This window comes from Bradyrhizobium sp. LM2.9, assembly GCF_054056555.1.
Window position 1 is genome coordinate 1983428 of the sequence record NZ_JBSRYJ010000002.1, and the last position, 14786, is coordinate 1998213.

Annotated in this window: 13 protein-coding genes, 2 tRNA genes and 1 pseudogene; 14 read left to right on the plus strand and 2 right to left on the minus strand. The window is 64.4% G+C overall.

Annotated elements, in window-relative coordinates; translation table 11 throughout:
- Window positions 1-2 precede the first annotated feature (2 nt).
- The 5 genes from ACVWW3_RS10895 (at window position 3) to ACVWW3_RS10915 (ending at window position 7755) form a co-directional block, all read left to right on the plus strand.
- Window positions 3-3161 (plus strand): efflux RND transporter permease subunit, encoded by a 3159-nt coding sequence (locus ACVWW3_RS10895; RefSeq protein WP_456671958.1) that lies wholly within the window; start codon window positions 3-5, stop codon window positions 3159-3161.
- Window positions 3161-6265 (plus strand): efflux RND transporter permease subunit, encoded by a 3105-nt coding sequence (locus ACVWW3_RS10900; protein ID WP_456650057.1) that lies wholly within the window; start codon window positions 3161-3163, stop codon window positions 6263-6265. The genes ACVWW3_RS10895 and ACVWW3_RS10900 overlap by 1 nt, the downstream gene beginning before the upstream one ends.
- A gap of 41 nt (window positions 6266-6306) precedes the next feature.
- Window positions 6307-7041: a tRNA-uridine aminocarboxypropyltransferase gene (locus tag ACVWW3_RS10905; protein WP_456650056.1), complete on the plus strand. Its 735-nt coding sequence runs from the start codon at window positions 6307-6309 to the stop codon at window positions 7039-7041.
- Between the two features lie 171 nt (window positions 7042-7212).
- Entirely contained in the window at window positions 7213-7464 is a 252-nt protein-coding gene (locus tag ACVWW3_RS10910; RefSeq protein ID WP_354106217.1) for a hypothetical protein, read from the plus strand.
- Window positions 7465-7681: 217 nt separating this feature from the next.
- Window positions 7682-7755 (plus strand) — tRNA-Cys (locus ACVWW3_RS10915).
- Here the strand turns inward: ACVWW3_RS10915 and ACVWW3_RS10920 are convergent.
- Entirely contained in the window at window positions 7724-7876 is a 153-nt protein-coding gene (locus ACVWW3_RS10920; protein ID WP_247445681.1) for a hypothetical protein, read from the minus strand. The genes ACVWW3_RS10915 and ACVWW3_RS10920 overlap by 32 nt on opposite strands.
- Window positions 7877-7944: 68 nt before the next feature.
- Between ACVWW3_RS10920 and ACVWW3_RS10925 the strand changes: the two genes are divergently transcribed.
- Entirely contained in the window at window positions 7945-8091 is a 147-nt protein-coding gene (locus ACVWW3_RS10925; RefSeq protein WP_354106216.1) for a hypothetical protein, read from the plus strand.
- Between the two features lie 85 nt (window positions 8092-8176).
- Here ACVWW3_RS10925 and ACVWW3_RS10930 read toward each other — a convergent pair whose 3' ends face one another.
- Window positions 8177-8371 carry a hypothetical protein gene (locus tag ACVWW3_RS10930; RefSeq protein ID WP_354106215.1) on the minus strand — a complete coding sequence of 65 codons (195 nt, stop codon included), beginning with the start codon at window positions 8369-8371 and terminating at the stop codon, window positions 8177-8179.
- A 257-nt stretch (window positions 8372-8628) separates the two neighbouring features.
- Here ACVWW3_RS10930 and ACVWW3_RS10935 point away from each other — a divergent pair, with 257 nt between their 5' ends.
- The 8 genes and pseudogenes from ACVWW3_RS10935 to ACVWW3_RS10970 all read left to right on the plus strand — a co-directional run bounded on the left by ACVWW3_RS10935 (window position 8629) and on the right by ACVWW3_RS10970 (window position 14730).
- On the plus strand, window positions 8629-8889 hold the full coding sequence (locus ACVWW3_RS10935) for a hypothetical protein (protein WP_456650055.1): 261 nt from the start codon (window positions 8629-8631) through the stop codon (window positions 8887-8889).
- Window positions 8890-9212: 323 nt separating this feature from the next.
- Window positions 9213-9964, plus strand: a protein-coding gene (locus ACVWW3_RS10940; RefSeq protein WP_456648181.1) for an IS5 family transposase whose coding sequence is annotated in 2 segments (ribosomal slippage) — window positions 9213-9543 and window positions 9543-9964 — 753 coding nt in all. Because the reading frame shifts where the segments join, the coding sequence is not laid out codon by codon here.
- Between the two features lie 318 nt (window positions 9965-10282).
- Window positions 10283-10651 (plus strand): hypothetical protein, encoded by a 369-nt coding sequence (locus tag ACVWW3_RS10945; protein ID WP_247353421.1) that lies wholly within the window; start codon window positions 10283-10285, stop codon window positions 10649-10651.
- Window positions 10652-10784: 133 nt separating this feature from the next.
- Window positions 10785-10859: transfer RNA gene (locus tag ACVWW3_RS10950), tRNA-Asn, on the plus strand.
- Between the two features lie 211 nt (window positions 10860-11070).
- Window positions 11071-11251 (plus strand): annotated as a pseudogene (locus ACVWW3_RS10955) (hypothetical protein).
- A 134-nt stretch (window positions 11252-11385) separates the two neighbouring features.
- Window positions 11386-12048 (plus strand): protein-L-isoaspartate O-methyltransferase family protein, encoded by a 663-nt coding sequence (locus tag ACVWW3_RS10960; RefSeq protein WP_456650054.1) that lies wholly within the window; start codon window positions 11386-11388, stop codon window positions 12046-12048.
- A 214-nt stretch (window positions 12049-12262) separates the two neighbouring features.
- Window positions 12263-13648: a TolC family outer membrane protein gene (locus ACVWW3_RS10965; protein ID WP_354106212.1), complete on the plus strand. Its 1386-nt coding sequence runs from the start codon at window positions 12263-12265 to the stop codon at window positions 13646-13648.
- A 305-nt stretch (window positions 13649-13953) separates the two neighbouring features.
- Window positions 13954-14730, plus strand: coding sequence for a PopZ family protein (locus ACVWW3_RS10970; protein WP_456650053.1), 777 nt, complete (start codon window positions 13954-13956; stop codon window positions 14728-14730).
- Window positions 14731-14786 lie beyond the last annotated feature (56 nt).

A 14786-nucleotide genomic window follows, 5' to 3' on the forward strand; every position in this document is an offset into this window, starting at 1 on the left:
CCATGGGCGTCTCCGAACCCTTCATCCGACGGCCGATCGCGACCTCGCTGCTCGGCATCGCGCTTCTGATCGGCGGGCTGCTGGGCTATTTCGCGCTGCCGGTCTCTGCGTTGCCGCAGGTCGATTTCCCGACCGTGCAGGTGACGACGCAGTTGCCGGGCGCGAGCCCCGACGTGATCGCCTCGCTGATCACCGCGCCGCTGGAGCGGCAGCTCGGCCAGATCCCGTCGCTGTCGGCGATGAACTCGACGAGCTCGTTCGGCGTCAGCCAGATATCGCTCCAGTTCGATCTCAACCGCGACATCGACGGCGCGACCCAGGATGTTCAGGCCGCGATCAATGCCGCGGCCGGCGTCTTGCCAAAAACGCTGCCTTATCCGCCGACCTACGCCAAGGTGAATCCGGCCGATGCGCCGGTGATGACTTTGGCGCTTCGCTCCGACACGATCTCGATGCGGGCGATGAGCGACATCGCCGACACGCTTTTGGCGCAACGTTTGAGCCAGATCTCCGGCGTCGGACGGGTCTCGGTGCTCGGCGGGCTGAAGCCCGCGGTCCGCATCCAGGCGGATCTCGCGCGGATGGCTGCCTATGGCATCGCCATGGAGGATCTGCGCACCGCGATCGCCAATGCCAACGTCTCGGGGCCGAGCGGGCCGAAAGGCTCGCTCGACGGCGCGCAGCAATCCTACATCATCGCCGCCAACGACCAGATCGCCGCCGCCGACGCCTACAAGCCTGTGATCATCGCGTACCGCAACGGCTCGCCTGTCACCATCGCCGACGTCGCGCAGATCGTCGACGGGCTGGAGAACGACCGCACCGGCGGCTGGTACCAGGGTTCGCCTGCCGTCATTATCGACATCCAGCGTCAGCCCGGCGCCAATGTGATCGACGTCGTCAGCCAGATCCGCGCGGAAATCCCAAAGGTCCAGCGCGCTATTCCGGCCGGGGTGAACCTCACCATCGTCTCCGATCGCACCGTCACCATCCGTGCCTCGGTCCGCGACGTGCAGTTCACGCTGATGCTGAGCGTCGTGCTGGTGACGCTGGTGGTGCTGCTGTTCCTGCGCTCGCTACGCGCCACGCTGATCGCCGGCGTAGCGCTGCCGCTGTCGCTGATCACCAGCTTCGGCATCATGTATTTCGCCGGCTTCAGCCTCGACAATCTGTCGCTGATGGCGCTCACGATCGGCACCGGCTTCGTCGTTGACGATGCCATCGTGATGATCGAGAACATCGTCCGTCACATGGAGAACGGCGACGGCGCGATGGAGGCTTCGCTCAAGGGCGCCAGCGAAATCGGCTTCACGGTGATCTCGCTGACGGTGTCGTTGATCGCGGTGTTCATCCCGCTGTTGTTCATGTCGGGCCTTGTGGGTCGCATGTTCCGCGAATTCGCGCTGACGCTGACGATCGCGGTCGTGACCTCGGCCGTGGTCTCGTTGACGCTGACGCCGATGATGTGCTCGCGGCTGCTCAAGCACGCTCATGAGGAACTGGCGGTACCGGGACTGGCTGCGATCAGCCGCTTCATCGACCGGACCGTCGAGGGTTATCACCGGACGCTGCTGTGGGTGCTGGAACGTCAGCGCGCTACGCTGGTCGTGACTTTTGCTACGCTGGTGGCAACCCTGGTTCTCTACGTCGTCGCGCCGAAGGGCTTTTTGCCGCTGCAGGACACCGCCTCGATCACGGCGGTGACGGAAGCCGGTGCCGACGTGTCGTTCGCGGAGATGCAGAAGCGGCAGGGCGAGGCCGCCGACGCCATCAAGGCCGACCCTGATGTGACCGGCGTGGTCTCGGTCATTGGCGCCGGCTCGGTCAACCCGACCACCAATGTCGGACGACTTGTCATGACGCTGAAACCTCGTGGCGAGCGGCGCGACGATGTCAGCGCGGTTATCGCCCGGCTGAAGGAGACGGTATCAGGCATCCCCGGCATGACCGTTTATTTCCAGCCGGTGCAGGACGTGCAGATCTCGACCCAGTCGAGCCGCTCGCAATACCAGTACACGCTGACCGGCACCGACGCGGCGCTGGTGTCGGAATGGGCGCGCAAGCTGGTCGCCGAGATGCGGCGCGATCCGCTGTTCCGCGACGTCTCCTCGGAGGCGCAGGAAGGCGGATTGCGGGCGCAGCTCACTGTCGACCGCACGCGGGCCGGCCAGCTTGGCGTCAGCCTGCAGGGCATCACCGACACGCTCAACGACGCCTTCGCGCAGCGCCAGATCTCGACCATCTACGGCCAGGCCAACCAGTACCGCGTGGTGCTGGAAGCGCTGCCGATGTACCAGCGCGATCCCTCGATCCTGTCGAAGCTTTATCTGCCGGGCGGGGCGAGCGCGACCGCCGGCGCGCCCAACGCGCAGGTGCCGCTGTCCGCCGTCGCGACGCTGACCCGGACCACCGCACCGCTGGCGATCTCGCACCAGGCGCAATTCCCGTCGATCTCGCTCAGCTTCAACCTCGCGCCGGGCGCGGCGCTCGGCGATGCCGTCGAGGCCGTGAAGACCATCGAGACTCGGATCGAGATGCCCAACAGCATCGTCGGCGTCTATGCCGGCGACGCCGCGGAATTCTCCAAGGCGCTTGCCGGCCAGCCCTGGCTGCTGCTCGCCGCGGTGATCACGATCTACATCGTGCTCGGCGTGCTCTATGAGAGCTACATCCACCCGATCACGATCCTGTCCACGCTGCCGTCAGCCGGCGTCGGCGCGATCCTGGCGCTGATGCTGTGCGGGCAGGACCTCTCGGTGATCGGCCTGATCGGCATCATCCTGTTGATGGGCATCGTCAAGAAGAACGCGATCATGATGATCGACTTCGCGCTCGAGGCCGAGCGCCGGCAAGGGATGTCGCCGAACGAGGCGATCGTGCAGGCTTGCCTGCTGCGCTTCCGCCCGATCATGATGACGACGCTGGCCGCGCTGTTCGGCGCGCTGCCGCTGGCGATCGAGAGCGGCACCGGCGCCGAACTGCGCTTTCCGCTCGGCATCTCCATCATCGGCGGTTTGCTGCTGAGCCAGTTGCTGACGCTCTACACCACGCCGGTGATCTACCTCGCGCTCGACCGCATCAACCGCCGCCTCGAGCAGGCGCTGCCGCCGGCGGAATCCGGCGGCCCGCCCGTCGCGGGCGCGACCGAGGGGATGCAGTGATGGCATCGATCTCGGAGCCCTTCATCCGCCGCCCGGTCGCGACCACGCTGCTGTCGATCGGGTTGTTCCTGCTGGGTGGGGTCGCCTACGAGTTCCTTCCCGTCGCCTCGGTCCCGAATGTCGATTTCCCCGCCGTCTTCGTCTCGGCCAGCCGTCCGGGCGCCGACCCCTCCGTGATGGCCGCGACGGTTGCGTCGCCGCTGGAGCGCCGGCTCGGCGAGATCGCGGGCATCAACCAGATCACTTCGACGTCGTCGCTCGGCACCACCAACATCCAGCTCCAGTTCGACATCGGCCGCAACATCGACAAGGCCGCGCGCGACGTGCAGGCGGCGATCAACGCATCGCTGGTCGACCTGCCGAGCGACTTGCCGACGTTGCCGCGCTTCCGCAAGGCCAACACCGCCGGCGCCCCCGTGTTCGTGCTGGCGCTGACCTCGAAGACGCTGTCGGCGAGCGCGATCTACGACGTCGCCGATACGGTGCTGGCGCAGCGCATCTCGCAGGTGCCGGGCGTCGGCGACGTCACGGTTTCCGGCGCCGATCAGCCAGCGGTGCGGGTGCAGCTCAACCCCGTCGCGCTGTCCAACGCCGGCATCGCCACCGACGACGTGCGGACTGCGATCATCAATGCCAACCCGCTCGGTCCCGTCGGCATCTTCAACGGCGAGCGCCAGAGCGAGACGCTGTCGCTCAACAAGCAGATGCGGACGGCGAAAGAGTTCCGCGACATCGTCATCAAGAGCTCGAACGGCAATTTCGTCCGGCTGGCCGACGTCGCCGACATCGAGGACGGCGTCCGCAACGCCCGCTCGATCGCCTGGTTCAACAAGCAGCCAGCGGTGCTGATCCAGATCACCAAGCAGGGCGATGCCAACGTTATCGACACCGTCGACCGGGTGAAGGCGCTGATCCCCGAGTTGAAGCAATGGATCCCGGCCGGCGTCGATATTTCCACTTTGGTCGATCGCACCAGCACGATCCGCGCCAGCGTGCTCGACATGCAGTGGACCTTGCTCGCGACCGCCATCCTGGTGATGGTCGTCGTGTTCGTGTTCCTGCGACGCCTCACCCCGACGATCGCGGCTGGAATCTCCGTGCCGCTGGCGCTGGCCGGGACCTGCGCCGGCATGTGGGTCGCGGGCTTCTCGATCGACAATCTGTCGCTGATGGCGCTGGCGATCTCCGTCGGCTTCGTGGTCGATGACGCCATCGTCATGATCGAGAACATGTACCGCAATCTCGAGCACGGCATGCGGCCGCTCCAGGCGGCATTGGACGGGGCCCGGCAGATCGGCTTCACCGTGGTGTCGATCAGCCTGTCGCTGATCGCGGCCTTCACGCCGCTGATCTTCATGGACGGCATCGTGGGCCGGCTGCTGCGCGAGTTCTCGCTGACGCTGACCTTCGCGATCCTGGTCTCGACCTTGGTGTCGCTCACGGTGACGCCGATGATCTGCGCGCATTACATCCGGGAGGCCACGTCCGGGACGGCGACCCTGTTCGACCGCATCATCGAAGGCTCGCTGTCGCGCATCGTCGCATTCTATACCCGCACCCTGCGCACTGTTCTCGAATATCCGCTGCTGACGCTGCTGGTGTTCTTCGCCACCATCGGCCTCACAATCACGCTCTACATCAAGATCCCCAAGGGCTATTTCCCGACCGACGATTCCGGCTTCGTCATCGGCGCGACGCGCGCCTCGGCAGACATCTCGTTCCAGTCGATGCTGAGCCTGCAACAGCGGCTCGCCGACATCGTGATGCAGGACCCGGCCGTGGCCGGCATCGGCTCGACCGTCGGCAGCGGCGGCGGGCCGGGCGGCGCGACATCCAATCGCGGCATCATGTACATCAGCCTGAAGCCGCCGGAGGAGCGCGACCACGTCTCGACCCAGGTGGTGATCGACCGTCTCAGGCGCGCCCTGTACCCGGTGCCCGGCATCCGCCTCTTCATGTTCGCCGCCCAGGACGTGCGCGCCGGCGGCCGACAGAGCGATTCCGACTATCAGTACACGCTGAGCAGCACCGATCTCGGCCTGTTGCAGAAGTGGGCTCCCATTGTGGCCAAGCGCATGGAGAGCGTGGAGGGCATCACCGATATCTCCAGCGACCGCGATCCCGGTGGACTTCAACTGACCCTGTCCATCGACCGCCAGAAGGCTTCGGCGCTCGGCGTCCGTGTCCAGGACATCGACAACGCGCTCAACAACGCCTTCTCGCAGCGGCAGATCGGGATTATCTACACCCAGCGCAACCAGTACATGACCGTGCTGGAGATCGATCCGAAATTCCAGGTCGACCCGTCCAACCTCGAACGCATCTATGTCGCCGGCGCGGGCGATGCGCAGGTGCCGCTGTCGGCCGTGGTGCATGCGACGCGCGGGCTCGCCGCGCTCGCGGTCTATCATTCGCAGTCGTTCCCATCGACTACGGTGTCGTTCAACCTGCTGCCGGACGTGCAGATCCAGGCCGCAACGCAAAACATCCAGCGCGCGGTCGAGGAATTGCACATGCCGGAGGGCATCCGCGGCAGTTTTGACGGCAATGCCGGCGATTTCGCCAAGACCAGCGGCCGCCAGCCGCTCCTGATCCTCGGCGCGCTGGTGGCGATGTATATCGTGCTCGGCGTGCTCTACGAGAGCCTCGCCCATCCGCTCACGATCATCTCGACGCTGCCCTCGGCGGGCCTCGGCGCTCTTCTTGCACTTCAGATCACGAATACGCCGCTCACGGTGATCGCCTTCGTCGGCATCATCCTGTTGATCGGCATCGTCAAGAAGAACGGCATCATGATGGTGGATTTCGCGCTCGACGCCGAGCGCCAGCGCGGCCTGTCCTCGGCGGAGGCGATCTTCGAGGCCTGCCAGGCGCGCTTCCGCCCGATCCTGATGACGACCATGGCGGCATTGTTCGCCGGCATTCCGCTGGTGGTCGCGACCGGCCCCGGCACGGAGCTGCGCCGTCCGCTCGGCATCACCATCATCGGCGGGCTGTTCGTCTCCCAGATCCTGACACTCTACACCACGCCCGTGATCTACCTGCTGATCGACCGCCTGCGCCGGCGCTCCGAGCCGCGCCCGCTGGCCGCGCCGGCTGAATAGGCAGGTTGTTGAACTGCCGAGCAAAGCGTATAGCGGCGGCCATGTCGAACTTCACCGCCGCCACGCCGGCCGATCCGATCCCTGAATGCCCGCACTGCCAGAAGCCGATGCCGCTGTGCATCTGCGACAGCGTCACGCCGCTTAAGAACCGCCTTGGGCTCCTGATCCTGCAGCATCCGCAGGAGCAGGACAGGGCACTCGGAACCGCCCGGCTGCTTGCGAAGCATTTCGCCGATGCCACCTTGCGCGTCGGGCTGTCCTGGCCGAGCCTGTCCAAGGCGCTGGGGCAACCGATCGAGAACGCCTCGCACTGGGCCGTGCTCTATCTCGGCTCGGCGCACGCCGCCGATCTCGGGGCCGAGGGCGAAATCCTGGCGCTCAACCGCAAGGGCGAGGTCGCGGACAACCAGCGAGCGCTCCTCGGCAAGCTCGAAGGCGTGGTGCTGCTGGACGGCACCTGGAGCCAAGCCAAGGCGCTGTGGTGGCGCAACCCCTGGATGCTGAAATGCCAGCGTGTCATCCTTAATCCGGCCGCCCCCTCGCGCTACGGGCGCCTGCGCAAGGAGCCGCGGAAGGACGGACTGTCGACCATCGAGGCCGCCGCGACGATCTTCTCCGGTCTGGAGAAGCGCCCCGACATCGCCGAGACGCTCAATGCCAGTTTTGAACGGATGTTAACACGCTACCGCGAGGTCCAGACCGAGATGCCCGAATTGGCGCCAAAGCCGGTGGCCAAGGACCGGCGGCGCGGTGTCCGGCGGGGCAAGCGAGCCTGACTTCGGCCTGGATCATTCGTACGGTCGATTGCCCCGCGAGGGACGGACAGATAGAGACGATCGGCCAACAGGCCGCGATCTGCTATCCTGTCGCAGCGCCGGGAGCGGAAGGGGCCGTCGAATTCAGCTTGCAGCGAAGGAGATCCTTGGCCACGCGGCGCGGTTCGATCGTTGGGGCACGCTCGCCCTGATGGACATTTCGCTGCCAGCGTCGGTACGGTCTATGCGGCACTGTTCAAGCAGGACGTCACGAGCTTTCTGCCGCCCTTCGCCGTCGGCCTGATCGTCTGGACCCTGATTGCGACGACGCTTCAGGAAGGCTCAAACATTTTCGTGGCGTCGGGCCATCTGATCAAGGCGGTGCCGGCACCGACCTGCTTGAAGATGCGGCCGATCGTGAGCTCGTCCCAGATTACGTCGTAGTCATCCGGTGCGGTTTCGCCGCCAATGACGTTCCGGCGCATGGAGAGATCGTCGGTCATCGCCCTGCCAAATCACGCCGCCGCAGGCTGCGCAAGAACGAAGCGCGCACATGCATTTCAGAACTGCTGCGGAATTGGCATTTCAGAACTGTGCTCCAAGGCGGCCCGACGGCAGTTGCCTAACCCGTTGATCTCAGGTAACGATCCGCCCTCGTTGGGGCCACGTGGCGGAGTGGTTACGCGCCGGTCTGCAAAACCGTTTACTCGGGTTCGAGTCCCGACGTGGCCTCCATCACAACCTCTTGATATTTCAGCAAATATTCGATTGCGTCGCGGGCGCCATTGGTCGCGCGCAGGCGCTGCCGCTGGCCGCGGACACCGGGTTTGCCCGGGGCCTGGCGGAAATCCGCCATTCAGCCCCGCTGGCATAGTCTTCGCATCAGCGAAGTGATGCATTTCCCGTTCGAGCGCTGGAGAGCAGGTGAGCGAAATCGTCCGATTTGTCCCGAAATCCGAGCTGGAGCGGGCTCGCCTCATTCGCGAGGCCCGCGCGATCTACGACAGCATCTTTCCGTCGGCCGCAGCCGACCTAACGCCGCAGGACAACGGGGACCGCGTCAAGAGCTGATCGCGGCCGCGCCGGGTTGTCGGCGTAGGGACCATAGCAAAACGCCCGCTAAGCGCGGGCGCATCCGTTCACTGTGAAGATGGCCTCAGCAGGCCGCGTACCAGCCCTCGGGAAAGGGCAGGAGAGGCCAGGCGCCCTCGTTATCGTTGGCGGCCTTGGGCGTTGCGGCGTACGTCCACGAGCGGGGCACGAAATCCTCCTCCGACGCGAACGCCGGATCTTCATGGACCATGGCGTCCTGGACGGCATCCAGCAGCAAGTTGAATTCGGCTTCGCTCATCACACCCTCCGGACCGCGGATGGCGCACTGTCGCAAAGACGGTTTGTTTCCCGATTGAGCCGATCGTTCGCATTTTAACGATCCGGCGATCAGGTCCCGATTGGTTAGCGATTCATGAAAATCCCCGCGCGAACCTTAGGTTCCTGCCGAGCGCCGTCTGTGTGAAGGAGATCACATCCGCGGCGGTTTAATTCTCCTACCCCTGCGCAACCGGCCAATTCAGGCCGGGGCGGGCAGGGCAGAACGGGAGATGGGTCATGAAGGCGAGGTTCTTGCGGTTTGCGGGCGTGAAAAGCCGGGCGCATCGCGCCTCGACGCTCGGGCTGTTCCTGACTCTGTTTGCCTCTGCGGCGCACGCCCAGGGAACAGAGGAGCAACGGCGGGCCTGCACGCCCGACGTCTACCGGCTCTGCGCCGGCGAGATCCCCAACGTCCGCGCCATCACAGCCTGCCTGCGCCGCAACCGCGCCAGCCTGAGCGAAGCATGCCGCACCGTGTTCGGCCAGGCCGGCGGCTGAGCGGCCTGTGGGTTTGTGCGCAGCAAGTGGCTCGCGCGCGCTCACGAATCCAGCATAGTCGGCCTGTGGATATGCTGCGGATAGGCTGTGGAGCAACGGCGTGCCGCAGATGCCGCGCGTAGATGCGTCTGCAGCTCGTCATATCTTTGTTAAACGATCTCACCGGATAATTCGCCGATCGTGCAGATTGCTGCCGCCGTCAAGATTATTTGGTTCTCCCGAATTCGGAATTGCATGTCTCGCCATCCCGTGCGGGATGCGTAGCCTAGGGTCTGTTGGGATTCAGGATTCTCATCGGGGCTTGGTTGTGATTCAAGCTTGGGATGGACCGATTCGTTTTGACTGACGCCCAATGGGCGAAGATGGAGCCGCATTGTCTTGGCAAGCCGGGAGATCCGGGCCGCAGCGGCAAGGACAACCGACTGTTTGTCGAGGCCGTTCTGTGGATCGCCCGAACCGGCAGTCCCTGGCGGGATCTGCCGGCGATGTTCGGCCACTGGAATAGCACATTCACGCGCTTTCGCGACTGGGTGAAGGCGGATGTCTGGAAGCGGCTGTTCGAGGCCATCTCCGACGATCCCGACATGGAATACGCCATGGTCGACGCCACCATCGTCAAGGTCCACCGCCACGGTCTGGGCGCAAAAGGGGGACGCAAAGCCAGGCGATCGGCCGCTCGAAAGGCGGCATGACCACCAAAATTCTGGCGCTCACCGATGCGCTCGGCAATCTCGTGCGCTTCGTGCTCCTGCCGGGACAGCGTTTCGATACGGTGGGCGTGCCGCCGCTCATCGAGGGATTGGCCTTCAACGCGCTGATCGCTGATAAGGCCTTCGATAGCAACGCCATCATCGCCGAACTCGAAGCGCGTGGCGCCAAAGTCGTCATCTCCCAGCATCCGCGCCGTGCACAGCCTCTCGCCATCGACAAGGAGATGTACAAATGGCGGCATCTCATCGAGAACTTCTTCGGCAAGCTCAAGGAATTCAAGCGCATCGCAATGCGCGCCGACAAGACCGACCAGAGCTTCACTTCAATGATCTATCTGGCCGCGGCCGCGATAAACTCCAGATGAATCCCAACAGACCCTAGAGGGGCATATCGCGATCGTCACGAGCAACGGCGCCGCAGTGCCGGCGCCCACGCCGGAGAAAACAAACTCCGCCGATCTATGAATGCCGGTTCATTGCTGCGGAGAATTCGAATCGATAAGAACTGGCTCGTTGCGTGTCTCGCGTCGCGTAACGAGCCGGAGCGCGGATCGATAGATCGCGTCTTGAACCTTCCGATTGCGCCCCGGACCAATCCCTCAAGGCAACGCCATTGGTTGCCGCGGCGCCTGCGCCGATCGACGTCAGGCGCCGGAGCCCTGTTTCGATCGGGGGAATTTTATATGAAGTATTTTCTGTCTGCACTGATCGCGATCGGTCTATCGATTGCCGCCGCGCCGTCATTCGCGGCTGACGCCCGTAACGTCACCGTCGTCAACGAGACCGGCTATGCCATCAAATTCCTGGGCTTCAACGCCCCGGACGATGGCATGGACGAATGGGACAACGAGCTCGACAAGGTTTTGCAGAACCAGGCGAGCACCTATGTCGAGTTCGACGATGACGACGATGGTTGTGTCTGGAACGTCCGCGTCGACTGGCAGAACTATGACGAGACCGTGCTCTGGAAGAACGTCAACCTCTGCAAGTTCACGGCGCTTCGGCTGCGCTACGATTCCGGCACCAAGACCACCTCGTTCATTGCCGAGTAACTTGACCTGACATGGCCCGAGGAGGGGCCGCGTGCCCTTCCTCGCCGCAATGCGCAAGATCGCGAATTCGTCCTTTGCAAGCGCAAGCGGCTTTGTTATACGCAGCCGCGCGCGAACGACGAGTTCGCCCTTTTCCTCGGTAGCTCAGCGGTAGAGCATCCGACTGTTAATCGGATGGTCGCAGGTTCGAATCCTGCCCGGGGAGCCATTCCATCGCAAATTCAATGGGTTATGTCCGCGCCTTCGCGCGATTCGTGATCGCGTTGCGACGATCTCTGAACACCGTTTCCTCGATCTCCGCGTGGAATCACGTTCAATCAGATGTGTGCAATGGCACGGACGCGCCATCAGGGCGGCGCCAAATCGACTCAATTGGAACCGAGCTTCGCCAGTGCCGGGTTTTTACGGAGCTGATTCCCATGCCAGACATCCAGGTCGACCGTTACCAAATGGCTCCCTCGATTCTGCCGGCGGACATCCCTGAACTCAGCGACGATGAATGCCCTCGCCTGCCTGGCGCGTGCGGTCGAGACACACGATTCGGCGCGGCTGGACGAAGTCGCCGCATTGATCGGCCGGCTCGCGGTCACGATCGAATAAACCTCGCGTTAGACGTTGCGAGTTGCGGAAGGCCCGGTCTGCGGGGCCGACGGCCATGTTGCGTTTTTGCCGGGCATGTTCCAAAGATGCCGCAACTTTCGTCCGCGGCATCGTCCGCCTTGCAGGGTCCGCAAATGTCCGGTTTCTCCACCGCGCGCCTAAAAATGGTCGATGGCCAGGTGCGCACCAGTGATGTCACCGACCGTCGTGTTCTCGACGCCATGCTCATGATTCCGCGCGAGGCCTTCGTGCCGGTGGCCCGGCAGGCATTGTCCTACCTCGACCTCGATCTCGACGTCAGCGAGGGCGGCGCCAAGCGCTTCCTGATCAAGCCGCAGCTGACCGGCAAACTGCTCCAGGCCGCCGAGATCGGCGAGGGTGACAACGTGCTGGTCGTCGGTTGCGCCACGGGCTACCTCGCCGCGCTGACCACCAAGCTCGCCCGCCAGGTCACCGCGACGGAATGCGATTCGGCCTTGGCCGCGAAAGCCAAGGACACATTCGCCGCCCTCGGGCTTGCCAACGTCGCCTGCAAGGCTGCGGCCTGCAGCGAGGGCGATGCCGCTGCTGCTCCCTATGATGTTATCGTCCTCAACGGCGCCACCGAGGTGGCGCCGGCAGGGCTGCTCGGGCAGCTCAAGGAGGGGGGGCGACTGCTGGGGGTCTCTGCCGAATCCAGGCCGCCGCGCGCCATGATCGTGACCCATACCCACGGGGAATTTGGCCATCGGGCGCTGTTCGATGCCGCTGCCCCGGTCCTTCCGGGGCTGGAACGGGCCGCCGCCTTCGTCTTCTGACGGCCGTTTGGAGGCTTTGGCCTGTTAAAATCCCGTTCTGAATCAGAAGTGTGGCCGGGATGCTGCACGTGAAGAGTTTCCACCGGGAACTACCCTTGGGTAGTTCCGTCGCGCTTGACCGCGTCCTATGTTGCCACGGGGCAACGACTCCACTCGTAGACGGTAACCACGCTCGCGGGCACGAGCTTGGCGTTAGAATGAACGGAATTTTTGGATGCATGGGGTGAAGCTCTTCACCGGAGCTGCGGTTTCGGTCCTGTTGCTGGCGCTTGCCGGGCCGACGCCTGCCTTGGCGGATACGATCGAGGCTGCGCTGGTGCGCGCCTATCAGAACAATCCGCAGCTGAACGCACAGCGCGCCCAGGCGCGCTCGACCGACGAGAACGTGCCGCAGGCGCTGTCGGGCTACCGCCCCAAGGTCAATGTGACCCTCGGCACCGGTTATCAATATCAGGATACCCAACAATTGCAGAAGGGGGCGACGTTCAATGGCGTTCTTCAGCCCAACAGCGCCAGCCTGACCGTCAACCAGACGCTCTACAACGGCAATCAGACTGCCAACAGGACGCGCGCGGCGGAGAGCCAGGTCTCGGGGTCCCGCGAGGCGTTGCGTGTGCTCGAGCAGACGGTCCTGCTGCAGGCCGCCACGAGCTACATGGACTTCCTGCGTGACTCGGCAACTCTCGAGGTTCAGCGCAGCAACGTTCGCGTGCTCGAACAGACGCTCAAGCAGACGCGCGATCGCTTCAATGTCGGCGAGGTGACGCGCACCGACGTGGCGCAATCCGAAGCGCAGCTGGCTGCCGGCAGGACCCAAGCCCTGACTGCCGAATCGAATCTCACGACGACGCGCGCGAATTTCCGCCGGATCATCGGAAACGATCCGACGAACCTTGCCCCGGGCTCGCCGGTCGATCGCTTCCTGCCCGCGAGCATCGCCTCCGCGGTCAATCTCAGCCTGGTGGAGAACCCCAGCGTCACGGCTGCGATGTACGGCATCGACGTCAACTATCTCCAGGTCAAGATCAACGAGGGTGCGCTGCTGCCGACGGTCACGGTCCAGGCTGGTGTCAGTACGGCGTACCAGCAGACCCTGTCGGTTTTTCGAACGAATACCGCGTCCGCCATCGCGACAGCTTCCATCCCGATCTATCAGGGCGGCGCGGAATATTCGCTGATCCGACAATCGAAAGAGAACCTGGCGCAGCAGCGCCTGAATCTCGAAACCACCCGCGATCAAACCCGCGCCAACGTTGTGCAGGCCTGGGGTCAGTTGGAAGCGGGCAAGGCGCAGGTGCAATCCGCGCAGGCGCAGGTCACGGCCTCCGAGATCGCGCTGAACGGCGTGCGCGAGGAAGCCAAGGCCGGCCAGCGCACCACGCTCGACGTGCTCAACGCGCAGCAGGCGCTTGTGAACGCGCGCGTTGCGCTCGTCACTGCCCAGCATGACCGCGTGGTGGCGTCCTATTCGGTGCTCAACGCGGTCGGTCGTCTCGCGCCTCAGGTGCTTGGCCTTGCGACCACGGTCTACGATCCCAGCGTGCACTACCAGCAGGTTCGCGATAGCTGGGCAGGCGTGCGCACGCCTGACGGACGCTAAAGTCCCGTAGTCATCCGGTCGGCCTCGCAAACAGCCGAGGCCGACCGGTGCTTTGCTTGCAATCATCAAAATCCCTGACATAGCCTTGCCAAGACGATGCGGGTCGATTCGCCCCGCACCTGATGTCGTGTGCGTAAAGCTTGAGTGCCACGGGCAGGGGCGCACCGCTGCACGTTGAGCCGTGAACTGGGGACAAGTCGGGCTGCCGCGTCGAAAACGGCGGGCCACCCATCCGGAACCGGCCAATCCTGTCGTGCTTGGTGTAAAACAACGCATGCGAGGGCGTTGATGATGTGGAGTCGGAAATGACGCAGCCTGCAAAGGTCACAGAACCCTCGATGGAGGAGATTCTGGCCTCGATCCGGCGCATCATTGCCGACGATGAGGCCAAGCCGCCGCAGGCTGATGCCGCCAAGCCCGAGAAAGCTGCCGCCCCCGCCGCGCCGCCGAAGCCGCAGGCGATCAACGACATTCCGCCATCCAAGGTCGCGCCGGCCAAACCGGCGGCCGAGAAGCCCGTACCGCCTCCGGCCGCAAAGCCGGCATCGGCGCCGCCCCCCGCCGCCGCCGCCGCGGATGCATCCAACAATCAGGACGATATCGACGCGCTGCTGGCGGGCCTCGACACGGCCACGGCTGCGCCAGAAATCCGCGCTCCCGAGCCGGAGCCCGAACCTGAGCCCGACGTGCTGGAATTGACCGACGATATGGCGATGGCGATGGAGCCGACGCCGCCTCCGCCGCCGCCGAGCTTCCGCAAGGTCGAGCCGCGCGACGACCTCGAATTCGCCGAATCGCCGCCGCCGCGTCCAACGCCGGCCTCCTATGCGCCCGTGGACTACGATGCGCCGCCAATGCCGCCCCAACAGCCGATCCTGGCGCAATCGACCGTCTCGGCGGTCGAATCCGCCTTCAATTCCCTGGCCCACACAGTGCTCAGCAGCAATGCGCGAACGCTGGAGGACCTGGTCAAGGAGATGCTGCGTCCGATGCTGAAGTCCTGGCTCGACGACAATTTGCCCGGTCTCGTAGAACGCATCGTGAAGGCCGAAATCGAGCGGGTATCGCGCGGCGGCAGGTAGATCGGGCCGCAGGGCCCTCGTAAAGCCCTGCTTGTGCGCCATATTCGGTCTCCCGA

Excerpts from the sequence above, each read along its gene's own strand:
- ACVWW3_RS10965 (WP_354106212.1), top strand. The coding sequence starts at position 12,263 with ATGCATGGGGTGAAGCTCTTCACCGGAGCTGCGGTTTCGGTCCTGTTG.
- ACVWW3_RS10960 (WP_456650054.1), top strand. The coding sequence starts at position 11,386 with ATGTCCGGTTTCTCCACCGCGCGCCTAAAAATGGTCGATGGCCAGGTG.
- ACVWW3_RS10945 (WP_247353421.1), top strand. The coding sequence starts at position 10,283 with ATGAAGTATTTTCTGTCTGCACTGATCGCGATCGGTCTATCGATTGCC.
- ACVWW3_RS10900 (WP_456650057.1), top strand. The coding sequence starts at position 3,161 with ATGGCATCGATCTCGGAGCCCTTCATCCGCCGCCCGGTCGCGACCACG.
- ACVWW3_RS10970 (WP_456650053.1), top strand. The coding sequence starts at position 13,954 with ATGACGCAGCCTGCAAAGGTCACAGAACCCTCGATGGAGGAGATTCTG.
- ACVWW3_RS10905 (WP_456650056.1), top strand. The coding sequence starts at position 6,307 with ATGTCGAACTTCACCGCCGCCACGCCGGCCGATCCGATCCCTGAATGC.
- ACVWW3_RS10935 (WP_456650055.1), top strand. The coding sequence starts at position 8,629 with ATGAAGGCGAGGTTCTTGCGGTTTGCGGGCGTGAAAAGCCGGGCGCAT.
- ACVWW3_RS10895 (WP_456671958.1), top strand. The coding sequence starts at position 3 with ATGGGCGTCTCCGAACCCTTCATCCGACGGCCGATCGCGACCTCGCTG.
- ACVWW3_RS10930 (WP_354106215.1), bottom strand. The coding sequence starts at position 8,371 with ATGAGCGAAGCCGAATTCAACTTGCTGCTGGATGCCGTCCAGGACGCC.
- ACVWW3_RS10920 (WP_247445681.1), bottom strand. The coding sequence starts at position 7,876 with ATGGCGGATTTCCGCCAGGCCCCGGGCAAACCCGGTGTCCGCGGCCAG.